The sequence below is a fragment of the Rhodopseudomonas palustris genome, from assembly GCF_034479375.1.
GTDB classification, from domain to species: domain Bacteria; phylum Pseudomonadota; class Alphaproteobacteria; order Rhizobiales; family Xanthobacteraceae; genus Rhodopseudomonas; species Rhodopseudomonas palustris_M.
This window is the reverse complement of sequence record NZ_CP140155.1, coordinates 159,969-182,283: the sequence shown is the minus strand read 5'-3', so window position 1 is coordinate 182,283 and position 22,315 is coordinate 159,969. Positions and strand designations below refer to the sequence as shown.

Here is a 22,315-nt window from a genome sequence, read left to right as displayed (position 1 = left end):
GACCCGCGGGCGGCAACCGCGCGGTCTGCCGGGGTCGGGTCAGCGGCGGTGCCCATAAAGAAAGCTCCGGAACCGCCGGAGCTTTAAGTCAAGGGAGACACGAACCGACCGATCCATTCGGTCGGAATCCGAAACTCGCGCAATCAGAGCATCCGGCGCGGGGTGCATCCTTGATGCACGTCAACAATATCCCGCCTCACGGGATTCGCTATCAAAATGTCACGGATCGGCAAGCCCGGCGCCGCCACTGGCGGTGTCCGGAATTGCAAATCGCCCCTCGGCGGTCATGATGCGCCGCCGCAACAAAGGGAGTCCGGCCTTGACCGCATCACAATGGAGCTTCGCGTCCGCCACCGAACTCAGCGCCGCGCTGAAGGCGAAGAAGGTCTCTTCCGTCGAACTGACGCAGGACGCCATCGCCCGCATCGAGCGGCATGACGGCCAGATCAATGCGGTCTGCGTGCGCGACTTCGACCGGGCGCTGCAGACCGCGCGCGCCGCCGACCTCGCGCTGTCGCGTGGCGGCCGTGGATCGCTGCTCGGAATTCCGATGACGGTGAAGGAGAGCTTCAATGTCGCGGGCCTGCCGACGACCTGGGGCTTCGTCCCGCATAAGGATTTCGTCGCCCAGGACGACGCGCTGGCGATCGAGCGGGTCAAGGCCGCGGGCGCGGTGATCGTCGGCAAGACCAACGTGCCGGTCGCGCTCGGCGACTGGCAGAGCTACAACGACATCTACGGCATCACCAACAATCCGTTCGATCTCGGCCGCACCCCGGGCGGCTCCTCCGGCGGATCGTCGGCCGCGCTCGCGGCCGGCTACGGCGCGCTGTCGCTCGGCTCCGATATCGGCGGATCGCTCCGCGTGCCGGCGCATTATTGCGGCGTCTACGCGCACAAGCCGACCTTCGGGCTGTGCCCCGCGCGCGGCCACACCCCGCCGCCGCTGCCGCCGCTGCCTTCCAACCGCGACCTGTCGGTGATCGGACCGATGGCGCGCTCCGCCGCCGACCTCGCGCTGCTGCTCGAGGTGATGGCCGGGCCGGACCCGATTTTCGACGGCATCGGCTACAAGCTCGACATGCCCGCGCCGCGCCATGCCGCGCTGAAGGATTTTCGCGTACTGCTGCTCGATACGCATCCGCTGCTGCCGACCGGCGCGAGCGTGCGGGGCGCGATCGCGACGCTCGAAGCCGGACTGACCAAGGCCGGCGTCAGCGTCACCCGGCAATCGCCGCTGCTGCCGGATCTTGCGGAAACTTCGCGCGTCTATATGCGGATGCTGCTGTCGTTCCTCGCGGCGGGCTTCCCGCCGGAGATTTACGCCGGCGCCCAGGCGATGGCGGCGCAGCTCGACGCCGCCGACGACAGCCTCGCCGCCGAGCGGCTGCGCGGCATCGTGCTCAACCATCGCGACTGGCTGGTCGCCGACGGCCGCCGCACCGGCCTGCGCGCGCAATGGCAGGAATTGTTCAAGCAGTTCGACGCCGTGATCTGTCCGCTGATGCCGACGCCGGCCTATCCGCACGATCATCACGAACCGCAGGAAGAGCGCCGTATCGAGATCGACGGCAAGCCCTACCCTTACGTCGATCAACTGGTCTGGCCCGGCATCGCGACGCTGCCCGGCCTGCCCGCGACGGCGCTGCCGATCGCCATATCGGCCGAAGGTCTGCCGATCGGCGTGCAGATCGTCGGGCCGTGGCTGGAAGATCGCACGCCGCTGAAACTCGCCGAACTGATCGAGCGCGAATTCGGCGGCTTCAAGGCTCCGCCGGCGTTCGCCGATTAGTTGGCGACTCGGGCCGCCGCCGACAGCGGCGGCGCGGAAGACATCGACAGCGCTGGGCGGGGCGCGAGATTCCAGCGGCTAACGCGCCGGCGCAACGCCGCGCGTTGCCGCGGCGAGCCGCCAGCTCGCACAGGGAATGTCCTGCGGCGCGTAGTCCACCGCCTTGCCGAGGCGGGTCTGCTTCCAGTCGTAGGGCGATGGTTGAAACTCATAGCCGCATTTGCGGGCGAGCCGGATCATCGCCGCGTTGGAGCGCAGCGTGTCGCCGAAGATGCGGTCGGCGCCGAGCGCGGCTGCGCGGCATTCGAGATTCGACAGCAGCGCTATGCCGACGCCCCGGCCGTGCCAGCGATCATCGACCGAGATGCCGAACTCCACCGCGGCTTCGGCCCGATGCAACGCGTAGCGAATCTCGCCGACGACGGTCTCGCCGCTGTCCGACGCGATCGACGCCAGCACGGTGAAGGCGTCGGCCTCTCCGATATGGACGAATCTGGCGAGCTGGCTGTGCGGCAGCTCGGGCGCCGCGCCCATCAGCCGGCTGTAGCGCGATGCGTCGGACAGTGTGCGGAAGTAGTGCTGCAGCAGATCCGTGTCGGCCACCCCGGCGAAGCGGAGAGTCAGCGAAGCGCCCGAACTCAGCCGAACCGTGTCGGTGAAACGGCCCGGATCGTCGACATCGAACGCCATCGCTGGATCTCCCCGACCGTCTTCTCCGGATCAGGCCCGCCAGAACGGCTTCTCGGCCTCGAAGATCATCTCGCCCCAGGACAGGCCGACATCGCGCAGCTCGCGCTCCGAATACTTCGCCAGCTCGAGCCGCTCGTTGTGCCGCTGGCGCCAGCACCGGACCGTCTCCGCAATCCGGGCCCAAACGCTTGAATCATGAAGATTTGTCATCGAATGCTCTGCGCATATGGACATTTCGGCCTCCATTAGTATGCTTGTTTGCAAAATATCAGCGCGATGCGCCGCCCTGACAAACGACATTGCGGCTGGCTTCGGATGAGACAAACTCATGGATGAGGAGGCGTCATGACGTCCCGGCTGCCATCGCTGAACGGGTTGCGCGCGTTCGAAGCGGCTGCGCGGCATCTCAGCTTCACGCTGGCCGCGGCGGAGCTGAACGTGACGCAGACCGCGATCAGCCATCAGATCAAGCGGCTCGAGCAGGAGCTCGGCGTGAAGCTGTTCGTGCGGCAGAATCGGGCGCTGGCGCTGACGCCGCAGGCCCGCGACTATCTCCCCGGCATCCGCGCCGCCTTCAACGATCTGCGGCTCGCCACCGACCGGCTGCTGCGCAAGGACAATGATCGCGTGCTCACCGTCAGCACGCTGTCGTCGCTGGCGGCGAAATGGCTGCTGCCGCGACTGTCGGCATTTCAGGAAGCTCATCCGGGCATCGACGTGCGGATCACCACGTCGACGGCGCTGGTCGACTTCGCGCGCGACGATGTCGACGCCGCGATCCGCTATGGACGCGGGCAATGGCCGGGGCTACGCGCCGACTGGCTGATGGCCGACGAGCTGTTTCCGGTGTGCAGCCCGGCGCTGCTCGCCGCCGGAAAGCCGTTGCGATGCCCGCAGGACCTCGCCGAGCAGACGCTGCTGCACACCACCGGCAGCTATCACGACGACTGGCGGCTGTGGCTCACCGCCGCCGGCCTGCCGCCGGATTTCTCCAGGCAGCCGGGGCTGTCGTTCGACCTGGTGTTCATGACGGTGCAGGCGGCGATCGACGGGCTCGGCGTCGCGATCGGCCGCACCTCCTATGTCGAGGCCGACATCGCCAAGGGGCGGCTGGTGGTGCCGTTCACGATCGCGTTGCCGGACGAATGGGGCTTCTATCTGGTATCACCACAGGCCAGCGCGGATTCGCCGAAACTGTCGGCGTTCCGGCAATGGCTGACGGCCGACACCAGCGGCAAAGCCGGAGACAAACGATGATGAAGGATCTCGTCCCCCTCGCCGAAAAGGTCGCGGTGCGGCTGATCGCGCGGAAGCAGACCATCACGGTGGCGGAATCGTCGACCGGCGGGCTGATCGCGGCGGCGCTGCTCGCGGTGCCCGGAGCGTCGGCCTATTTCCTCGGCTCCGCGGTGGTCTACACCCGCGAGGCCCGGCGCATCCTGATGGATATTCCGGATCCGCAGATGAAGGGGTTTCGCTCGTCGTCGGAGCCCTATGCGGAGCTGCTGGCGCGACGGATGCGCGAGCGGTTCTCCTGCGACTGGGCGCTGTCGGAGACCGGCGCGGCGGGCCCCGGCGGCAATCGCTACGGCGACGCCGCCGGCCACACCTGCATCGCGGTCGCGGGACCGGCGCAGGCGGTGATGACGCTGGAGACGGCGAGCAGCGACCGGCTCGACAACATGCACGTGTTCGCGAACACCGCGCTGACGTTTCTGCTGCACACGATGGCGCAGCAGGACTGAGCAGGATCAGGTGACGGCGCGGACCAGCGCGAGGCCGGCGAACAGCCCGGCGATCGCCAGCACCACCGAGCCGAGCACGTAGAGCGCCGCGAGGCCGACCGCGCCGCGCTCGTACAACAGCGCGGCGTCGAGCGAGAAGGCCGAGAAGGTGGTGTAGCCGCCGAGGATGCCGGTCATCAGGAACAGCCGGACGTGCTGCGACGAGCCGCCCTTGAAGGCGAAATAGCCGGCGATCAGGCCCATCACCAGCGAGCCGGTGACGTTGATGAAGAAGGTGTGATACGGGAATGCGGTGCCCAGCATCCGTGAGCTGAGGGTGTTGATCAAGTGGCGCAACACCGCCCCGAGCCCGCCCCCCAGGAACACCACCACATAAGCCATTCCGTTGTCTCCGCGTCGCGCGATGCCGGCGCGCCGTTGTGCCGCAGCAGGGCAAGTCCTGCAAGGGCTGCGGGGCACGAAAAAGGCGGCCGTGGTGCGGCCGCCTTTTGATTACCAAATCGTGAACGCGCGCGCCCCAGCGGGCGCCGCGATCAGGCCGTCGATCAGGCCTTGGAGTACAACTCCTCGACGTATTCCCAGTTGATCAGGTTGTCGACGAAGGCCTTGAGATAGTCGGGACGGCGGTTGCGATAGTCGATGTAGTAGGAGTGCTCCCAGACGTCGACGCCGAGGATCGGCGTGGCGCCGTGCACCAGCGGATTCTCGCCGTTGGCGGTCTTGGAGATTTCGAGCTTGCCGTCCTTGACCGACAGCCAGGCCCAGCCCGAGCCGAACTGGCCGGCGCCGGCGGCGGCGAAATCGGCCTTGAACTTGTCGAGCCCGCCGAGGTCCTCGTTGATCTTCTTCTCGAGCGCGCCCGGCAGCTTGGTGCCGCCGCCATTCGGCTTCATCCACTTCCAGAAGTGGATGTGATTGAAGTGCTGGCCGGCGTTGTTGAACAGCGGAGCGTTCTTGCCGAACGAGCCCTTGACGATCTCCTCGAGCGACTTGCCCTCGAATTCGGTGCCCTTCAGCAGGTTGTTGCCATTGGTGACATAGGCCTGATGATGCTTGTCGTGGTGATATTCGAGCGTTTCCTTCGACATGTACGGCTGGAGCGCGTCGTAGGCATACGGCAATTCAGGAAGCGTGAAGGTCATGGGTCATCATTTCCACAATGGTGGGGGACTTCGACTTAACGAGCCCCCTTATAGAAGGTTCCGACTACGGACCCAATATCTATTCTGAATTGCAACGGTGTGTCACAGCGGCGCTGCCCCTGCAGATACCGTCGACGCCTGAGCAGGTTAGCTTGTGCGAACGGCGCGACCGCTCACGCGGCGGCCGGCACCACGAGCCCTTCCCGCCGCTGCGGCGGGCGAACGTTCATCAGCATCTGCGCGGTGCCCGCGATCAGGCCGATCAGAACCGCCGCCTGCCAGGCGCGGTCGTAATTGCCGAGATGATCGTAGATCACGCCGCCGCCCCAGGCGCCGATGAACGAGCCGACTTGGTGGCTGAGGAAGGCGATGCCGGTCAGCGTCGCCATGTAGCGCAGTCCGAACAGTTGCGCGACCAGGCCGTTGACCAGCGGAATCACGCCGAGCCACAGCGTGCCCATCACCGCGGCGAACACCAGCGTGGTGGTCGCCGACGCCGGGAAGTAGAAATACGCCGCGATCGCCAGCGAGCGCACGATGTAGATGCCGCCGAGCAGATATTGCTTGGGATAGCGCCCACCGAGCCAGCCGAAGGCGTAGGAGCCGATCACGTTGAACAATCCGATCACCGCCAGCGCGCTGGCGCCGAGCGACGGATCGAGGCCGCAGATCGCCAGATAGTTCGGCAGATGCGTGGTGATGAAGACGAGTTGCAGGCCGCAGACGAAGAACGCGATCGCCATCACCATGAAGCCGGAATGGCCGAGCGCGCTCTGCACCACTTCGCCGGCGGACTGCTGCAGATCGTCGGCCTTCTCGATCTCGATCTTGTCGGCGCGGCCGGCGAACAATGCCGACGGCAGCATCACCACGACGAGGCCGAGAAATCCGATCAGCGCCATCTGCCAGCCCGCGGTGGTGATCAGCGTCTGCGCCAGCGGCGACGCGATCACCAGGCCGAGCGAACCCGCCGCCGACACCGCGCCCATCGCGACGCTGCGCTTGGCCGCCGACACGGTGCGCGACGTGACGGTCATGGTCATGCTGGAGGCGGTGCAGGACAGCGCGATGCCGACGCAGACGCCGGCGCCGAGCGTGAACACCAGCGCCGATTCGGCGACCATCATCAGCACCAGACCTGCGGCGTAGACCACGACGCCACCGAGCATGACCCAGCGCGTGCCGTAACGGTCGGCGATCAGCCCGACCATCGGCTGCGTCACGCCCCAGATGATGTTCTGCAAGGCCGTCGCCAGCGAGAAGTCGGCGCTGGTGATGCCGATGTCGCGAATCACGGACGGCTGAAACAGCCCGAAGCTCTGCCGCATGCCCATCGCGAGGCTGAGCAGCACGGACGCGCCGATCAGAATCGACCAGCGCTGAAACGAGCTGAGCTGGGCTGCCTTCATGGGATCGTTTCCTCTCGCATCGCGATTTTGAGAATACTCATGCCCTGAAATGCAACGTTTGACCATCCTTGCGGCCGGTATCGGGGTTCTGCACGGAGCGCAGGGGTTGGCCGGCACGACCGGATTGATGCGACCGGAAATGGCCCGGCAGTAGCGGTCAGGTCAGCCGGTGAGACCCGAGCCGCCGCTTCCCCAAGGTAAACTCGAGTTCCTGCCTTCGGCTCGTGCGTTGCCCTCGCCTCCCCTTTGTCGTCCCCTCGCAGGCGGGGATCCATACGCCGTGTCGTTTCGGTCCAAGCACAATGGCGAAGGCCTTCCTTCCCGCGAGAAGCCAGGGGTTAGGAGTCCCCGCCTGCGCGGGGACGACCGTGCGGCTTGCGCGCCGATAATATGTTGATCATAATCCAATCATCGACCGCCGCCCGTGAGCGGTCCGCACGGGCAGGAAAGCGCATGACCATCGACGCGCCGGCAGACCAGCGGCGTCCCGCCGCCCCGGCCGAACGGCTGCTGACCGCGCCGATCCTGCCGACGCTGATCCGGCTGGCGATCCCGAACGTGATCGCGATGGTCGGCACCGCGGTGGTGGCGATCGCCGAGACCTCCTACATCGGCCGCCTCGGCACCGAGCCGCTGGCGGCGATCGCGCTGGTGTTCCCGTTCGCGATGCTGACGCAGATGATGTCGGCGGGCGCGATGGGCGGCGGAGTCTCCTCCGCCGTCAGCCGTGCGCTCGGCGCCGGCGATCGCACCCGCGCCGGGGTGCTGGCGCTACACGCGATCATCATCGGCGTCGGCGCCGGGCTGGTGTTCACACTGGCGATGCTGCTGTTCGGGCGGTCGCTCTACGCGCTGCTCGGCGGACGCGGCGAAGTTCTCGAACAGGCCAGCAGCTATTCGGTCGTGCTGTTCTCGGGCGCGGTGTCGATCTGGCTGGTCAACACGCTGGCGTCGGTGCTGCGCGGCACCGGCGACATGGTGCTGCCGTCGGCGACGCTGCTCGGCATCGCGGCGCTGCAGATCGTGATCGGCGGCGTGCTCGGATTCGGCCTGTTCGGCCTGCCGCGGCTCGGCATGCCGGGCGTCGCGTCGGGGCAATTGATCGCGTTTTCGCTCGGCGCGCTGTTCCTGCTGGCCTACATGGCGAGCGGCCGCGGACGGCTGACGCTGCGGCTCGACTCGTTCGTGTTTCAGCGGCCGATGTTCGTCGACATTCTCAAGGTCGGCGCGATGGCCTGCCTCTCGCCGCTGCAATCGGTGCTGACGATCCTGATCTTCACCAAGATCATCGCGACCTACGACGTCGCGACGCTGGCCGGCTATGGCATCGGCTCGCGCCTCGAATTCCTGCTGATCCCGATCGCGTTCGCCTTCGGAGTCGCCTCGATCCCGATGGTCGGCATGGCGATCGGCGCCGGCCAGGTGGCGCGCGCGCGGCGCGTCGCGTGGACCGCCGGTGCGGTGTCGGCGTTGATCCTCGGGCTGGTCGGGCTGGTGCTGGCGATCCGGCCGTCGCTGTGGGTCTCGCTGTTCACCAGCGATCCCGCGGTGGCGACGGCGGCGAGTTCCTATTTCAACTGGGCCGGTCCCGGCTTCGCCTTTTTCGGACTCGGCGTGACGCTGTATTTCGCCTCGCAAGGCGCGGCCAAGGTCGGCGGCCCGGTGCTCGCCGCGACTGCGCGGCTCGTCCTGGTCGCGATCGGCGGCACCGCGCTGGTCGCGTCCGGCGCCCCCGCCTCGGCGCTGTTCGCGCTGGTCCTCGTGGCGATGGTGGTCTACGGGCTCAGCACCGCTGCCGCGATCCGCCTGACACGCTGGGTCAAGTGAATCTCAGGCTGACGACTTGCCGACACGGCCACACCTTTGGCACGAATCTCCTGCTCTGCTATTCAGCGCGACGCGACGCAGTACCGGTCGGCGCGGCGCCTGAACGATACTCTGGAGGACGAATGACGACCCGAACTGCTCTCGTTGTCGCTGCGCTGCTCGCTGTGCTGGCGCCTGCCGCTGCCGACGCGCAATCGGCGCCCGGACCGCAAGGCACCTGGCTGACGCAGGCCGGCGACGCCAGGGTGCGGATCAAGAGCTGCGGCGCCGCGCTGTGCGGCACGGTGGTCTGGCTGAGGCAGCCGACCGACCCGAACACCGGCCGACCGCAGGTCGACGACAAGAACCCCGACCCCGCCCGCGCCGCACGGCCGGTGCTCGGGTTGCAGATCTTCGGCGACATGCAGCCGGTGTCGCAGGGCAAATGGTCGGGCCATATCTACAACGCCGACGACGGCAAGACCTACCAGAGCAGCATCTCCCACACCGGGCCGACGACGCTGTATGTCGAGGGCTGCGTCGGCACACTGTGCGGCGGCGAGACCTGGACTTTCGCCGGGCGCTGAGCGGCTGACGCCGCGGGCCTACGGACGCGCCGCGTGCTCAGGCCTGCATCGCTTTCAGCGTGATCGCCGCGGACGCATAGCCGCCGCCGGCGCCGTCGATGAAATGCACATGATCGCTGCGCATCACCGACGGCGTGAAGCAGGTCATCATCGCGGCCTCCTGCCGGAACAGGCCGTAGCGCGCGACACCCGCCGACGCGGCGGCGGCCAGGAGTTGCTCCAGCGCGTCGGCGAGTTCGGGCGTGCAATCCAGGATCATGCGCAGGCCGTCGTCGTATTTGCGGAAATCGGAATTCTCCACGACTTCCGCGATATAGGTCCGCGGCACGAAGCCGCCGACGGTGATGCGAAGGCGCATGACCACATAGATGAACAGCGTGTAGAGCAGCACGGCGATGCGGCGCTTGAACAACGAACCGCCACGCGCGGCGCGCGCCTCCAGATCGAACCCGGCCGGCGGCCATCGCAACGCGGGGCCGTGCGACGGCACCGGCCGGCCCGCGTCGGGGCTGCGCTCGGTGCGCGCCACAGCCTCCTCGATCAGGCTGCGGAACGCCGCCGGATCGGCACCGGGCGCGGGCACGATCAGCACCGACAGGATCACGCCCTGTGCCGAGGGGATCTCCTCGAACCGGCACGACAGGCCGGTGAGATCCGGCGCCGTACCGGACGGCGCCGGCGCGACCGCGAATTCGCCGCGCTTCATCGCCGCCTCCGCCCAGGCGAGGCCACCGCCCGAGAACATCGCATAGGAGACGTTGGCCGACGGCGCGAAGCGGGCGACACGGACGTCCAGCCCCTGCGGCCGGACGGCAGCGACCGGCACCAGCGCGATCCGCATCGTGAGTTCGAGTTCGTCGCTGACCCAGGCGGCCGAGGCGGCCATCGCCTCGCGCGCACGCTCGAGATCGCCCGGCGCGACCGCGAAGCTCGCGCCGTCGCCGCCGAACACGAATGGGAAGTCGCGGCCGTCGAGCGCGTTGGTGACCGCGGCGATCACCGAGGCGCCGGCCATGTTGACGGCCTTGTAGCGCTGCGCCGCGATCGCGCGGGTGGAGTCGACGATGTCGGCCGTGCCGATGATCCAGTCGTCGGGCAGCGCCGAATACAGTGCCGGGTCCATCAGGCTGCGAAACCCGCTGAACACCGCGACCTTGTCGTAAAATGCGGCGCTGTCGTCCCCGTCCATCGTGGCAGGCCTCTCGCGGCAGATATCAGAGCAGATACGTCGGGCGTCGACCGAGGTTGCAAGACGCGCGAATGTTCAGTCGCCCTTGGCGCACATGCCCAGCATCGCCGTGACCGAGCCGCGAACGCAGCGCGTCATCGTGATGTCCGCGTACAGACCATAAGCGAACGCGGCCAGAGCGAGCAGAACAATGATGCCGAGCGATTTCAAGCGATGCGTTTCCACTTGCGGATGATCTCAGCCGCCGGCTCGGCCGGGCTGACCTGCCCCGTCCGTCCGCGACCAATGGCGGTCGCAGAGACTTAGAGCAGAATCACGGCAGGTCGATCAACCGCGCTGCGTAAAGACCCGCCAGGTCAGGCCTTGACGATGCTGGGCAACCGCGTCGCCGGCGGGGTGTTGCGCGAGCGCTCACTGCGGACGATGCCGTCGATGATGGTCATGCCGATGCCCGGCAGATCGCCGAGGCGCACGCTCTCCAGCAGCGACGAGCTGGCCGAATGCTGAGCCGCGTCCATGATCACGAAGTCGGCGACGCGTCCGACTTCGATCAGGCCGCAGTCGAGTTCGCGCATCCGGGCGGTGTTGCCGGTGGCGAGGCAGAACGCCTGCTCGGCGGGAAGATCGCCGAGCGACGACAATAGCGAGATCATGCGCAGGATGCCGAGCGGCTGGACGCCGGAGCCGGCCGGCCCGTCGGTGCCGAGGATGACGCGGTGCAGATCGCCCATCTCGCGCGCGATCCGCAGCGTGTACAGCGCCGAACGCTCGTTGCCGTTGTGGACCAGTTCCAGGCCGGCCTTGCAGCCCTCGCAGATGCAGCGGATCTGTCCGTCCGGCAGCGCGGTGTGGCCACCGTTGATGTGGCCGACGACATCGGTGCCGGCTTCCAGCACGACGTCCTTGTCGATCAGTCCGGAGCCCGCGATCGACGGGCCGCCGGTGTGGATGGTGGACTGGATGCCGTATTTGCGGGCCCACGCCACCATCTTCTTCGCCGTCGGACCGTCCTTGACGCCACCGAGGCCGATCTCGCCGAGCAGCTTGACGCCGGCCGCCGCCAGTTCCTTGAAGTCGTTCTCCTCCATTTCGTGCTCGATCACCGGAGCGCCGGCATGGACCTTCACGCCGCTGGCGCGGAACGCGGAGAAGCTGCGCTGCGCGGTGATCGCCAGCGCCTTGATGCCGATGACGTCGCGCGGCCGGCCGGGATAGTGCACCTCGCCCGCCGAGATCATGGTGGTGACGCCGCCGTGCAGCGAGGAATCGATCCAGTTGAGCTGGCTCTGCCGCGGCGTCCAGTCGCCCGCCACCGGATGGACGTGGCTGTCGATCAGCCCCGGAGTGACCGCGGCGCCGTGCGCATCGACGATAGTGGTGGCGCCTTCGGTGTCGACGTCCTTCAGCCGGCCGATCGCGGTGATCTTGCCGTTCTCGGCGACGATGGTGTCGGCGTCGAGGATCGGCTTGTCGAGGTCACCGCTGATCAGGAGGCCGATGTTGCGAATGACGAGCTTGGTCGGTCCGGTGGGTGCGGCGGCATCGTGAGCCATGTCTGACGTCTCCGAAAGGTGTGAGCCCGGTCATTTGCGAACATACGAATTCTACGGCCGCGCCACGCTGTTGCAATCCGCGTCGAGGGGATCGCTCCGAAAATTCCGGATCAGCGCTCGGCGAAGGCCTTCTCCAGCACGAAGTCGCCGGCTTCGCCGTGATTGCCCTCTTCGAAACCGAGATCGGCCAGACGGCTCTTCAGATCGACCATCATCTGCGTCGAGCCGCACAGCATCACGCGGTCGCGCGACCTGTCGAGCTGCGGCAGGCCGATGTCGCTGTAGAGCTGGCCGCTGTCCATCAGCTTCGAGATCCGACCCTCGTGGATGAACGGCTCGCGGGTGACGGTCGGGTAGTAGATCAGCTTGGCTTTGACGTCGTCGCCGAGGAATTCGTGATCCTGCAGCGCCGCCACCATCGACTCGCCATAGGCCAGCTCGGCCACCTGCCGGCAGCCGTGAACCAGCACGATCTTCTCGAACCGCTCGTAGGTCTCGGGGTCGCGGATGATCGACAGGAAGGGGGCGACGCCGGTGCCCGTGGCGAGCAGATACAGCGTCGCGCCGTGGCGCAGATTGTCGATCACCAGCGTGCCGGTCGCCTTGCGGCCGACGATGATGGTGTCGCCCTCTTTCAGGTGCTGCAGGCGCGAGGTCAGCGGGCCGTTCGGCACCTTGATCGAATAGAACTCCAGCGTCTCTTCGTAGTTCGGGCTCGCCACCGAATAGGCGCGCAGCAGTGGGCGGCCGTCGATCCTGATGCCGGTCATGGTGAACTCGCCGTTCCGGAAACGGAAGCCGGAGTCACGGGTGGTGGTGAAGCTGAACAGACGATCGGTCCAGTGGCGAACGGAGAGAACGCGCTCTTCCATCAGATTGCTCACGGGAGAACTCCGGAGTTGGTGTGTGATCGGCCGGGAGGGCACGGCAGAACAGTGCGTGCGGGTCGCGGCCAATTCATTTGTACACGAATGAAAATAGGATCGGCGCCCGGCCCCTGTCAACGCGGCAAACGCCCGTGCCGCGCGGACATTTCAGGCAATCGCGCCGAATTAACGGGCAACCTGAAGGGAAAAACGACGATCAGTGAGATCCCCGGTGGGCGCGCAGGCGCGCCACCGCTTGGTCCAGGCCGCCCCAGGCGGGCGCCTGGGGGGCGAAGGAGGCGCGGAGATAACGGACCAGCGCCGCGATCTGGTTATCGTCGAAACTGTGGCGGAACCCAGGCATGTCCCCCAGTTCGGCGGCCGCCGGACTAGGTATTCCGTCTAGAATGACCCTAATCAGATTGTCCGGTTCCGCGGCGTGAACATTGGTGTTGAGCGCCAGCGCCGGGCGAACGCCGAACAAAGTCGGGCCGGCGTCGCTGTGGCAGGACGCGCAGGCGCCTTCGTAGAGTTTGCCGCCGAGCGAATCCAGCGGCCGCAGCGTGGCTGTCGCCGCGGCCTGCAGCGCTGCGGCGCGCTCGGCCGGCTGCGCTTCGGGCGCCGGCGCGAACGAGGCCAGATACGTCGCCATCGCGCGGATATCGGCATCCGGCAGCGCCGCGAGCTGCTCCACCACCGGCGCCATCGGCCCGGCCGCCGTGCCGTGGAATTGCGAGAACCCCGTGCGCAGATAGGAGAACAATTCGGCCTCCGTCCATGGAATCGGCGCGCTGGACAGCGTGTTCAGCGCCGGCGCGTGCCAGCCGTCGACGGCGCCGCCGCTCAAGTAGGACGTTCGCGCCTTCTCGGCACCCAGCGCATTGCGCGGCGTGTGGCAGGCGCCGCAATGGCCGAGGCTTTCGACCAGATAGGCGCCGCGATTCCATTGCGGGGCTTTGGCGGGGTCCGCCTGCATCTGGCCGGTGCGCAGGAACAGCGTATTCCAGCCGGCCATCAGCGGCCGGATGTTGAACGGAAACGCCATCCGCGCCTCGGGCGTCGGCGCTACCACCGGCGTTTGCGACATCAGGTAAGCGTAGAGCGCCTGAAGGTCGGTATCCGAGGTCCGCGTGAACGAGGCGTAGGGAAACGCGGGGTACAGATGCCGTCCATCGCGCGCAATGCCCTCGCGCATCGCGCGCTCGAACGCCGCGTAGGACCAGCGGCCGATGCCGGTCTCCGGATCGGGCGTGAGGTTGGTGGAATACACCGTGCCGAACGGCGTCTCGACCGGACGACCTCCCGCATTGGTCACGCCGCCGATCTCGGTGTGGCACACCGCGCAGCCGCCGAGCGCGGCGAGCTGCCGTCCGCGCGAGATCATCTCGGCCGAAAAGCTCGCCGGATCGGGCGCCGCGATCGGCGCCATGGCACCGCGGATCGGCAGCGCCACCGTCGCCATGCCGAGCGCGCCCACCAGCGCCGCGCCGGCCAGCGCGAACCACGACCGCCTCTTCGGTGCCGGCGCTGGCGGCGGCGGCAGCATCGGATTGCCGAGCGCGGCCCGCACCCGCTCCGGCGTGAACGGCGGCTCGCGCAGCCGCACGCCGGTGGCGTCGAAGATCGCATTGGCGATCGCCGCCGCCGACGGCACCGACGCCGACTCGCCGCTGCCGAGCGGCGGATCGTTCGGCCGCGGCATCAGCACGACGTTGATCACCGGCACGTCCGGGAAGGTGAGGATCGGATACGCGCCCCATTCCTTGTCGGCCACCGCGGTGTCGGTGAAGCTCACCTGTTCCTTCAGCGCGCGGCTGGTCGATTGAATGACGTTGCCGTGGATCTGATGTTCGATCCCGGCCGGATTGATCATCAGCCCGGAATCCTGCCCGACCACGACGCGCTTCACCGCGACGTCGCCGGTCGCCTTGTTGACCTCGACATCGGCGACCCATGCCGACCACGCCGCGCCATAGCCGGGAAATTTCGAATGGACGTACAGCGCATAGGCCATGCCCTGCCCGCGCACGACGTCGCCCTCGACCACCTCCTGACGCGGGCCGGTGCGATGCACCCAGCCGGCGCGCGCGGCGACTTCCTTGACCAGATCGACGGCGCGCGGATCGTGCAGATAGCGCAGCCGATACTCCACCGGATCGACCCCGGCCGCGGCGGCGAGTTCGTCGATATAGCTCTCGTGCGCGAAGGAATTCGGCAGCGCCGAGACGCCGCGCAGCCAGGCGGCGCGCACGATCGGCGCCATGTCGTGCACCTTCACGCGGATGTTGTCGTAGGCATAAGGCGGGATCGCGGTGCGATCGCCCATCTCGAACACCGGATTGTTCGCCGGCACCCGCCCGGTCAGCAGCAGCGCCAGCGTGGTCGCCGCATTCGACGGATAGCGCGTCGCGAAATCATACGCGGCCGGGCTGCCGTCGGCGTTCAGCCCGCCGGAAATCTCCATCAGTTGCGCCGCGCCCTTCGGCTCCCAGGCGTGCTCCTGCTCGCGGGTCAACTGCACCCGCACCGGCCGCCCCACGGCGCGCGAAAGCAGCGCCGCATCCGCAGAAACGTCGTCGGCGCAATTGCGCCCATAGCAGCCCGCTGCCTCGTAGCGCAGGATCTCGATGTCTTGCTCGGGAAGGCCGAGCAGCACCGAAATGTCGAGCCGCAGCGGATAGGGATTCTGCGTGCCCGACCAGATCGTCGCCGCGCCGTCGCGCACATCCGCCACCGCGCAGGACGGGCCGATCGAGCCGTGCATCTGATACGGCCAGACATAGCTGCGATCCATCGGCACCGCGGCGTCGGCGCGGGCGCGATCGACGTCGCCTTTGTCGTGCAGCGTCCGCGTCGTCGCCGGGTTGGCGCGCAGCGCCGTGGCAAGATCATCGAGATCCGGCAGCGGCGGCGGCGGCTTCCATTCCACCTTCAATATTCGCGCGGCTTCGGCCGCCTGCTCCTCGCGCTCGGCGACGACGCCGACGAAGTCGCCCATGGTGATGACGGCGACCATGCCCAAAATATGCGCGACGGACGTCTCGTCGACGCCGATCAGGCTGGTACTGATGAAGTCGCCGGCATCGATTCCGGCATAAGGCGGCCGCACCACGCGGCCGTGCAACATGCCGGGGACGCGCACGTCGTGCACATAGACGAAATCGCCGGTGGCCTTGGCGGGAATATCCGAGCGCGCGATGCGCTGGCCGACGATGCGATGCTCGGCGACCGGCTTCAGCGCGACACCCTCGGCGAGCATCAGGCGGTCGTTGCGGCCCTGCAGCAGCGCTGCGTAGGAGACGCCGATATTGGCGCCGCCGCGCGGATGCACGATGCCGTCGGTGACGGTGAGATCGTCAGGCGCCAGCGCAAGTTCAGCCGCGGCCAGGGTGATCAGATGATGCCGCGCCTGCGCCGCCGCCGTCCGCAGCGGCGCGGCCGAGACCTGGATGCTGTCGCTAGCGATGGTGGCGCCCTGGTTGGGCGTGCCGGAGGTGTGGCCGAGCACCATGGTGACGGCGGCGAACGGCACGTCGAGTTCTTCGGCGACGATCTGAGCCAGCGCAGTGCGGATGCCGGTGCCGAGGTCGACATGGCCGTTGAAGGCGAGCACCTGCCCGGCGTCGTCGAGATACAGGAACAGGTCGAGCGCGCCTTCCGGAGGCGGCGCTGTCGGCACCAGACCCTTGACGTGCTGCGACGGCCGCAGCACCGCCAGCGTGCCGATGCGCGCGAGTAGCTCCGAGGCGACCGGCGTGGGCTCGCTCATCGTCGGCCACCCGACGTTGCATCGCTCGTATCAGGATCGGCGTCGATCGCCGTCAGGCCGGCAGCGGCCATCACGGCGCGCATGATTTCCACATGGGTGCCGCAGCGGCACAGATTGTAGCGCAGCGCCTCGCGCACCTGCTCGAGTGTCGGCGCAGGGTTGCGGGCGAGAAACGACACGGTGGTCATGATCATGCCGTTGAGGCAGTAACCGCACTGCGCCGCCTGCGCCGCGATGAACGCCGCCTGCACCGGGTGCAATGCAGTGAGTTCGCCCAAGCCCTCGAGCGTCGTGACGGCGCGTCCCTCGACGGTCTTGAGCGTCACCACGCAGGACCGCGCCGCAACGCCGTCGATCAGCACAGTGCACGCGCCGCATTCGCCGAGCCCGCAACCGAACTTCGGACCATTGAGACCGAGATCATTGCGCAGCACATAGATCAGCCTGGTGTCGCGCGGCAGATCGAAACTGCACGTGCTGCCGTTGACGGTCAGCACAACAGGTCCGCCGGTGAGAGCCGAGGACGACATTTCAATTGTGCCCTGCAGCAAGCGGCACGTGGCCGGATCGGATAGTGTGCACTGCAAACTCAGTTCGTCCCGACACGTCCGATACCCTGCATTCGCGGTGATCCTGCTGTCCCGATTGTTTCTACACCAATAAAATACGTCAAGCGCCGTTTTGCACCGCGATGATGGTTTGGGCAGACGCTGCCCATTCCTTATGCTTGACTTGGATCGGGTCCGGCTTTTCATTAGTATACATACAAACTGCGGCGGGCGACGACGACGTCGGGCCGGCGACCGGAGCGAAGAGCAGAGCCACATGGCCGACGAAACCACTGCCGGGACCGAGGGAGCGAGCGACGGAAAGATCCGCTGCGATGCCTGTCCGGTGATGTGCTACATCAAGCCCGGCATGAGCGGCGCCTGCGATCGCTACGCCAATCATAACGGCGACCTGGTGCGCGTCGACCCGCATATCGTGCTCGACCGCGCGCTGGCGCATGGCGGCACCGTGGTGCCGTTTCACCGCGACGGCTCCTGGGACGGTCAACTGATCGCACCGCCCGAGACCTTCGTCACCGCGATCGGCGCCGGCACGACCTATCCGGACTACAAACCCGCGCCGTTCATCGTCTCCTCTGAAGTCGACGGCGTCGACATGGTGACGGTCGTCACCGAAGGAATCTTCAGTTACTGCGGCGTCAAGGTGAAGATCGACACCGACCGCTTCCTCGGTCCCGAGCAGTCCACCGTGCGCGCCGCGGGCGAAGCCGTGGGCCACGTCACCACCTCCGAATACGGCTCGCAGATGCTGTCGCTCGGCGGCGTGCATCACCTCACCGGCGGCAGCAAGAAGGAAGGCCGCGTCACCTGCGAGATCCTGCTCGATCTGTGCAACGGCAAGGCGGTCGAGCTCACCATCGACGGCGGATCGACTGTGGTCGTGCAGGCCGGCCAGCCGCCGATCGTCAACGGCGTCAAGGAAGAGCGGATGCGGGTCGGCTGCGGCTCGGCGACCATCGGGATGTTCGCCAAGCAATGGCTCGGCCTCGTCGACGACGTGGTGGTGGTCGACGATCACATCACCGGCGTCTTGTCCGAACATCAGGCCGGCAAGGTGCTCGGCGTGCCCGACACCGGCATCAAGATCAAGGGCCGCCGCTCGACGCCCGGCCGTTACTTCCAGGTCGCCGAGCCCGGCACCGGCTGGGGCGGCACCAACATTTCCGACCCGCTGTCGATCCTCGGTCCGTTCGACCGCAAGGTCGCCTGGCCGGGGCTGCGGCTGTACTTCATCTCGACCACCGGCGAACACGCGGCCTACTACGAACTCGACGAAACGCTCTCTCCCCGCGAGAAGGAGATGCCGGCGGAGCTCGCGGCCTTGTCGCAGCGGGTGAAGGACAATTGCGAGCCGGCGCTGTCCACGGTGCTGTTCATGGCCGGCGCCGGCGGCTCGCTGCGCGCGGGCGTCACCGAAAATCCGGTGCGCCTCACCCACTCGGTGAAGGATGCGCTGACCTACGTCACCTGCGGCGGCGCGCCGGTCTATGTCTATCCCGGCGGCGGCATCACGCTGATGGTCGACGTGACCAAGATGCCGGAGAACGCATTCGGCTACGTGCCGACGCCGGCCCTGGTGGCGCCGATCGAATTCACGCTGCGGCTGTCGGACTACGAAGAACTCGGCGGCCATATGGCCGAGGTTCGGCCGGTGTCGTCGATCGCTCTGAACGACGGCCTGCAGACCGTAGGGCCGCATTCCGACAACCCGTGGCCGCTCGCTCCCAATGCGGCCAAGCGCTTCTTCGGCTGATCCGATGGCCGCCCCGCAGTTCCTCACACCAACACGGGGGCGCGCGCCGCAGGCGGCGATGCTGGCGGACGGACGGCGCTTGCACTTACAGGATGGTCCGATCGACCTGATCATCGAGGCGACCGGCGACCCGCGCGCCGTCCGGCACGCTTATGCCGCGGCGACGCAGCGCTTCGCCGGCCTGCTCGATGCGCTGTGCGGCGAGTTGCCTGCGCTGCGAAAGCCCGCCGGACGCGACGTGCTGCCGCTGGTCCACCCGGTCGCGCAGCGCATGGCTGAGGCGGTGACGCCATTCGCCGATGAACTCTTCATCACGCCAATGGCAGCGGTGGCTGGCTCTGTCGCCGACGACATCCTGAAAGCGCTGATCTGCCCCGGCATCACCCGCGCTTATGTCAACAATGGCGGCGACATCGCGCTGCATCTGGCGCAAGGCGCGCGCTTCACGGTCGGGCTGGTGGATCGTCCGGACCAGCCGCGCCTGCTCGGCCGCGCCACGATCGATGCGAACAGCCCGGTGCGCGGCGTCGCGACCAGCGGCTGGCGCGGGCGCAGCTTCTCGCTCGGCATCGCCGATGCGGTCACGATCCTCGCGCCCACCGCCGCGATGGCGGATGCGGCGGCGACCGTGGTCGCCAATGCGGTCGACCTGCCCGGCCATCGCGGTGTCGTCCGGGAGGCCGCATGCGATCTTCAACCGGACAGCGATCTGGGTACACTGCAGGTTACCCGGCACGTGCCGCGACTCGGCGCAGCCGAGCGTTCCGAGGCGCTCGCCGGGGGCGTGACCGTGGCGCGCGCGCTTCTGTCGCGCGGACTGATCTACGCCGCGGCCCTGCATTTGCAGGGAGACACCGCTTTGCAGGGAGACACCGCGAGCGCCGGCATAACGAATTTCGTTCCTTTGCAACCACAACAAGAGCAGCCTGATGCCTGAGGTCAAAATCCGCAAGAAGCTCCTGATCACCGAGGAGATCTTCCACGAGGGCGGCCCGGTGGCGGCTACGCCGCGGAGGCGCGGCGCGATCATCGCGGTGATCGAAAACCCGTTCGCCGGCCGCTACGTTCAGGACATCGCCGGCTTCATGGACGATCTGACGCCGCTCGGCGTGGCGCTCGCAGGCGAACTGCTGCAGGCGCTCGGCGGCGACGCCAAGGCGATCGACGGCTACGGCAAGGGCGCCATCGTCGGCGCCGCCGGCGAACTGGAGCACGGCGCGCTGTGGCACGTGCCGGGCGGCTACGCGATGCGCGAGATCCTCGGCGACGCCAAGGCGATCGTGCCCTCGACCAAGAAGGTCGGCGGTCCGGGGACGCGGCTCGACGTGCCGGTGACCCATGTCAACGCCTCCTACGTGCGCAGCCATTTCGACGCGATGGAAGTCGGCGTCCCGGACGGCCCCAAGGCCGACGAGATCGCGCTGGTGCTGGTGATGAGCACCGGCCCGCGGATTCACGCCCGCGTCGGCGGGCTCAAAGCGGCGGATATCAAGGGTGAGGACGGGCTGCGATGAGCGCGAAAATCCGCAAGATCGTCGTCGTGGTCGAAGAGACGCTGACCGAGATGGGCCGTGCGGTGACGCCGCCGACGCGGCGGGCGGCTGCGGTGGCGGTGATCGAAAATCCGTTCGCCGGCCGCTATGTCGAGGATCTCTCGGAGCTGATCGCGATCGGAGAAGAACTCGGCGGGCTGCTCGCGCAGAAGGCGGTGGACGCGCTCGGCATCGACGGCGCCAAGGCCGAAAGCTACGGCAAGGCAGCCCTCGTCGGCGAGAACGGCGAGCTCGAACACGCGGCAGCCTTGCTGCACCCTAAGATGGGCGCGCCGGTGCGCAAGGTGCTGGGCAAGGGCGCGGCGCTGATTCCGTCGTCGAAGCGGCGCGGCGGCCTCGGCGCCGAGCTGGACATTCCGCTCGGGCACAAGGACGCGGCCTTCGTCCGCAGCCATTTCGACGGCATGCAGGTGAGCGTGGCGGATGCGCCGCGCGCCAACGAGATCGTGGTGGCGGTGGCCATCACGGATTCCGGCCGACCGCTTCCGCGCGTCGGCGGACTGACGAGCGCCGAGATCAAAGGCGAAGACGGGTTGCGCTGAAGAGACCGCGGTGCGCACGAACTGGGAAGTCAGTTCGCGTGAAGAACGCGTCAAGACGACGAGTGGCTGAGGTTCGTTCAAACAGAGGGCATGAGCGTATGAAACATATCGCACGACTGGCTTTGACGGCACTGCTTTTCGCTTCCGGCGCGGCACATGCGCAGCAAGGCGAGATCAAGGTTGGAGAGATCAACTCCTATTCGGCACTGCCCGGCTTCACCGAGCCGTACCGCAAGGGCATGGAACTGGCGCTGAAGCAGATCAACGATGCCGGCGGCATCAAGGGCAAGAAGCTCGTCGTCATCACCAAGGACGACGGCGGCAAGCCGGGCGACGCGCTCACCGCCGCCAACGAGCTGGTGTCGCGCGACGGCGTGGTGATGATCGCCGGCGGCTTCCTGTCCAATATCGGCCTGGCGCTGTCCGACTTCGCCAAGCAGAAGAAGATCCTCTACGTCGCGGCGGAGCCGCTGACCGACGCGATCGTCTGGTCGAAGGGCAACGACTACACCTTCCGGCTGCGCACCTCGAACTACATGCAGGCCTCGATGTTGGCCGAGGAAGCCGCCAAGCTGCCGGCCAAGAAGTGGGCGACGATCGCGCCCAACTACGAATTCGGCCAGTCGTTCGTGGCCGCGTTCAAGGACCTGCTGAAGAAGAAGCGGCCCGACGTGGAATTCGTGGCCGAGCAGTGGCCGCCGCTGAACAAGATCGACGCCGGCCCGGTGCTGCAGGCGATCGACGCCGCCAAGCCCGACGCCATCCTCAACGCCACCTTCGCCGGCGACCTGGTGAAGCTGGTGCGCGAAGGCAATACCCGCGGCGTGTTCAAGGATCGCGCGGTGGTGAGCTATCTCACCGGCGAGCCGGAATATCTCGACCCGCTGAAGACCGAGACGCCGGAAGGCTGGATCGTCACCGGCTATCCCTGGTACGCGATCGACACGCCGGAGCACAAAGCGTTCCTGGACGCCTATCAGCAGCTCAACAAGGACTATCCGCGACTGGGCTCCGTGGTCGGCTACGCCACGGTGAAGACCATCGCCGCCGTGCTGACCGCCACCGACGATCACTCCACCGACGGCCTGGTCAAGGCGATGAAGAACCTGAAAGTCGACACCCCGTTCGGTGCGGTCGTCTACCGCGCCGGCGATCACCAGTCGACGATGGGCGCCTATGTCGGCAAGACCGCGCAGAAGGACGGCAAGGGCATCATGGTGGACATCCAGTTCAAGAAGGGCGCCGACTATCTGCCGCCCGAGGCCGAGGCCGCCAAGCTTCGTCCGGCGAACTGAAGCCCGGGGCGGCATGAGGCTGCTTTCTCCTCCGCGACTGTCCGCCGCTGACCTC

The 22,315-nt window shown here is 67.3% G+C and carries 21 protein-coding genes; 10 read left to right on the top strand and 11 right to left on the bottom strand.

Annotated features, from left to right (window positions below):
- Window positions 1-319: 319 nt before the first annotated feature.
- Entirely contained in the window at window positions 320-1,792 is a 1,473-nt protein-coding gene (locus tag SR870_RS00875; protein ID WP_322516171.1) for an amidase, read from the top strand.
- A gap of 78 nt (window positions 1,793-1,870) precedes the next feature.
- Here the strand turns inward: SR870_RS00875 and SR870_RS00870 are convergent, their stop codons facing one another.
- Window positions 1,871-2,482 (bottom strand): GNAT family N-acetyltransferase, encoded by a 612-nt coding sequence (locus SR870_RS00870; RefSeq protein WP_322516170.1) that lies wholly within the window; start codon window positions 2,480-2,482, stop codon window positions 1,871-1,873.
- A gap of 30 nt (window positions 2,483-2,512) precedes the next feature.
- Entirely contained in the window at window positions 2,513-2,728 is a 216-nt protein-coding gene (locus SR870_RS00865; RefSeq protein WP_322516169.1) for a DUF1127 domain-containing protein, read from the bottom strand.
- Between the two features lie 99 nt (window positions 2,729-2,827).
- Between SR870_RS00865 and SR870_RS00860 the strand changes: the two genes are divergently transcribed.
- Both SR870_RS00860 and SR870_RS00855 read left to right on the top strand, forming a co-directional pair.
- The gene (locus tag SR870_RS00860) at window positions 2,828-3,739 is read left to right on the top strand and encodes a transcriptional regulator GcvA (protein WP_322516168.1); all 912 of its coding nucleotides are present in this window, start codon (window positions 2,828-2,830) and stop codon (window positions 3,737-3,739) included.
- Window positions 3,739-4,227, top strand: a complete 489-nt coding sequence (locus tag SR870_RS00855; protein ID WP_322518372.1) for a CinA family protein — start codon at window positions 3,739-3,741, stop codon at window positions 4,225-4,227. Before SR870_RS00860 ends, SR870_RS00855 begins: the two co-directional genes overlap by 1 nt.
- Before the next feature lie 6 nt (window positions 4,228-4,233).
- Here the strand turns inward: SR870_RS00855 and crcB are convergent, their stop codons facing one another.
- The 3 genes from crcB to SR870_RS00840 all read right to left on the bottom strand — a co-directional run bounded on the left by crcB (window position 4,234) and on the right by SR870_RS00840 (window position 6,778).
- The gene (gene crcB, locus SR870_RS00850; protein ID WP_322516167.1) at window positions 4,234-4,608 is read right to left on the bottom strand and encodes a fluoride efflux transporter CrcB; all 375 of its coding nucleotides are present in this window, start codon (window positions 4,606-4,608) and stop codon (window positions 4,234-4,236) included.
- 164 nt (window positions 4,609-4,772) lie between these two features.
- Window positions 4,773-5,369, bottom strand: coding sequence for a superoxide dismutase (locus SR870_RS00845; RefSeq protein WP_322516166.1), 597 nt, complete (start codon window positions 5,367-5,369; stop codon window positions 4,773-4,775).
- A gap of 173 nt (window positions 5,370-5,542) precedes the next feature.
- Window positions 5,543-6,778 (bottom strand): MFS transporter, encoded by a 1,236-nt coding sequence (locus SR870_RS00840; RefSeq protein ID WP_322516165.1) that lies wholly within the window; start codon window positions 6,776-6,778, stop codon window positions 5,543-5,545.
- A 453-nt stretch (window positions 6,779-7,231) separates the two neighbouring features.
- Here SR870_RS00840 and SR870_RS00835 point away from each other — a divergent pair, with 453 nt between their 5' ends.
- Both SR870_RS00835 and SR870_RS00830 read left to right on the top strand, forming a co-directional pair.
- Window positions 7,232-8,605, top strand: a complete 1,374-nt coding sequence (locus SR870_RS00835) for an MATE family efflux transporter (protein ID WP_322516164.1) — start codon at window positions 7,232-7,234, stop codon at window positions 8,603-8,605.
- 122 nt (window positions 8,606-8,727) lie between these two features.
- Window positions 8,728-9,171, top strand: coding sequence for a DUF2147 domain-containing protein (locus tag SR870_RS00830; protein WP_322516163.1), 444 nt, complete (start codon window positions 8,728-8,730; stop codon window positions 9,169-9,171).
- 37 nt (window positions 9,172-9,208) lie between these two features.
- Here the strand turns inward: SR870_RS00830 and SR870_RS00825 are convergent, their stop codons facing one another.
- The 6 genes from SR870_RS00825 to SR870_RS00800 all read right to left on the bottom strand — a co-directional run bounded on the left by SR870_RS00825 (window position 9,209) and on the right by SR870_RS00800 (window position 17,078).
- A complete protein-coding gene (locus SR870_RS00825) occupies window positions 9,209-10,360 on the bottom strand; it encodes a DUF3095 domain-containing protein (RefSeq protein WP_322516162.1) in 1,152 nt (383 codons plus the stop codon).
- Window positions 10,361-10,435: 75 nt separating this feature from the next.
- The gene (locus SR870_RS00820) at window positions 10,436-10,570 is read right to left on the bottom strand and encodes a hypothetical protein (RefSeq protein WP_322516161.1); all 135 of its coding nucleotides are present in this window, start codon (window positions 10,568-10,570) and stop codon (window positions 10,436-10,438) included.
- A gap of 146 nt (window positions 10,571-10,716) precedes the next feature.
- Window positions 10,717-11,913 carry an amidohydrolase family protein gene (locus SR870_RS00815; RefSeq protein ID WP_322516160.1) on the bottom strand — a complete coding sequence of 399 codons (1,197 nt, stop codon included), beginning with the start codon at window positions 11,911-11,913 and terminating at the stop codon, window positions 10,717-10,719.
- Window positions 11,914-12,023: 110 nt separating this feature from the next.
- A complete protein-coding gene (locus SR870_RS00810; protein ID WP_322516159.1) occupies window positions 12,024-12,797 on the bottom strand; it encodes a ferredoxin--NADP reductase in 774 nt (257 codons plus the stop codon).
- Between the two features lie 199 nt (window positions 12,798-12,996).
- Window positions 12,997-16,548, bottom strand: coding sequence for a molybdopterin cofactor-binding domain-containing protein (locus SR870_RS00805; protein WP_322516158.1), 3,552 nt, complete (start codon window positions 16,546-16,548; stop codon window positions 12,997-12,999).
- Window positions 16,545-17,078 (bottom strand): (2Fe-2S)-binding protein, encoded by a 534-nt coding sequence (locus SR870_RS00800; RefSeq protein WP_322516157.1) that lies wholly within the window; start codon window positions 17,076-17,078, stop codon window positions 16,545-16,547. The genes SR870_RS00805 and SR870_RS00800 overlap by 4 nt, the downstream gene beginning before the upstream one ends.
- Before the next feature lie 295 nt (window positions 17,079-17,373).
- Here SR870_RS00800 and SR870_RS00795 point away from each other — a divergent pair, with 295 nt between their 5' ends.
- The 5 genes from SR870_RS00795 to SR870_RS00775 all read left to right on the top strand — a co-directional run bounded on the left by SR870_RS00795 (window position 17,374) and on the right by SR870_RS00775 (window position 22,260).
- Window positions 17,374-18,870 carry a 6-hydroxynicotinate reductase gene (locus SR870_RS00795; RefSeq protein WP_322516156.1) on the top strand — a complete coding sequence of 499 codons (1,497 nt, stop codon included), beginning with the start codon at window positions 17,374-17,376 and terminating at the stop codon, window positions 18,868-18,870.
- A gap of 4 nt (window positions 18,871-18,874) precedes the next feature.
- Window positions 18,875-19,807: a UPF0280 family protein gene (locus SR870_RS00790; RefSeq protein ID WP_322516155.1), complete on the top strand. Its 933-nt coding sequence runs from the start codon at window positions 18,875-18,877 to the stop codon at window positions 19,805-19,807.
- Entirely contained in the window at window positions 19,800-20,384 is a 585-nt protein-coding gene (locus SR870_RS00785; RefSeq protein ID WP_322516154.1) for an amino acid synthesis family protein, read from the top strand. The genes SR870_RS00790 and SR870_RS00785 overlap by 8 nt, the downstream gene beginning before the upstream one ends.
- Window positions 20,381-20,965, top strand: coding sequence for an amino acid synthesis family protein (locus SR870_RS00780; RefSeq protein WP_322516153.1), 585 nt, complete (start codon window positions 20,381-20,383; stop codon window positions 20,963-20,965). Before SR870_RS00785 ends, SR870_RS00780 begins: the two co-directional genes overlap by 4 nt.
- A 98-nt stretch (window positions 20,966-21,063) precedes the next feature.
- The gene (locus SR870_RS00775) at window positions 21,064-22,260 is read left to right on the top strand and encodes an ABC transporter substrate-binding protein (RefSeq protein WP_322516152.1); all 1,197 of its coding nucleotides are present in this window, start codon (window positions 21,064-21,066) and stop codon (window positions 22,258-22,260) included.
- Window positions 22,261-22,315 lie beyond the last annotated feature (55 nt).

Excerpts from the sequence above, each read along its gene's own strand:
- SR870_RS00790 (WP_322516155.1), top strand. The coding sequence starts at position 18,875 with ATGGCCGCCCCGCAGTTCCTCACACCAACACGGGGGCGCGCGCCGCAG.
- SR870_RS00865 (WP_322516169.1), bottom strand. The coding sequence starts at position 2,728 with ATGGAGGCCGAAATGTCCATATGCGCAGAGCATTCGATGACAAATCTT.
- SR870_RS00845 (WP_322516166.1), bottom strand. The coding sequence starts at position 5,369 with ATGACCTTCACGCTTCCTGAATTGCCGTATGCCTACGACGCGCTCCAG.
- SR870_RS00855 (WP_322518372.1), top strand. The coding sequence starts at position 3,739 with ATGAAGGATCTCGTCCCCCTCGCCGAAAAGGTCGCGGTGCGGCTGATC.
- SR870_RS00775 (WP_322516152.1), top strand. The coding sequence starts at position 21,064 with ATGAAACATATCGCACGACTGGCTTTGACGGCACTGCTTTTCGCTTCC.
- SR870_RS00860 (WP_322516168.1), top strand. The coding sequence starts at position 2,828 with ATGACGTCCCGGCTGCCATCGCTGAACGGGTTGCGCGCGTTCGAAGCG.
- SR870_RS00825 (WP_322516162.1), bottom strand. The coding sequence starts at position 10,360 with ATGGACGGGGACGACAGCGCCGCATTTTACGACAAGGTCGCGGTGTTC.
- crcB (WP_322516167.1), bottom strand. The coding sequence starts at position 4,608 with ATGGCTTATGTGGTGGTGTTCCTGGGGGGCGGGCTCGGGGCGGTGTTG.
- SR870_RS00835 (WP_322516164.1), top strand. The coding sequence starts at position 7,232 with ATGACCATCGACGCGCCGGCAGACCAGCGGCGTCCCGCCGCCCCGGCC.
- SR870_RS00815 (WP_322516160.1), bottom strand. The coding sequence starts at position 11,913 with ATGGCTCACGATGCCGCCGCACCCACCGGACCGACCAAGCTCGTCATT.
- SR870_RS00840 (WP_322516165.1), bottom strand. The coding sequence starts at position 6,778 with ATGAAGGCAGCCCAGCTCAGCTCGTTTCAGCGCTGGTCGATTCTGATC.
- SR870_RS00795 (WP_322516156.1), top strand. The coding sequence starts at position 17,374 with ATGGCCGACGAAACCACTGCCGGGACCGAGGGAGCGAGCGACGGAAAG.
- SR870_RS00805 (WP_322516158.1), bottom strand. The coding sequence starts at position 16,548 with ATGAGCGAGCCCACGCCGGTCGCCTCGGAGCTACTCGCGCGCATCGGC.
- SR870_RS00830 (WP_322516163.1), top strand. The coding sequence starts at position 8,728 with ATGACGACCCGAACTGCTCTCGTTGTCGCTGCGCTGCTCGCTGTGCTG.
- SR870_RS00785 (WP_322516154.1), top strand. The coding sequence starts at position 19,800 with ATGCCTGAGGTCAAAATCCGCAAGAAGCTCCTGATCACCGAGGAGATC.
- SR870_RS00870 (WP_322516170.1), bottom strand. The coding sequence starts at position 2,482 with ATGGCGTTCGATGTCGACGATCCGGGCCGTTTCACCGACACGGTTCGG.
- SR870_RS00800 (WP_322516157.1), bottom strand. The coding sequence starts at position 17,078 with ATGTCGTCCTCGGCTCTCACCGGCGGACCTGTTGTGCTGACCGTCAAC.
- SR870_RS00780 (WP_322516153.1), top strand. The coding sequence starts at position 20,381 with ATGAGCGCGAAAATCCGCAAGATCGTCGTCGTGGTCGAAGAGACGCTG.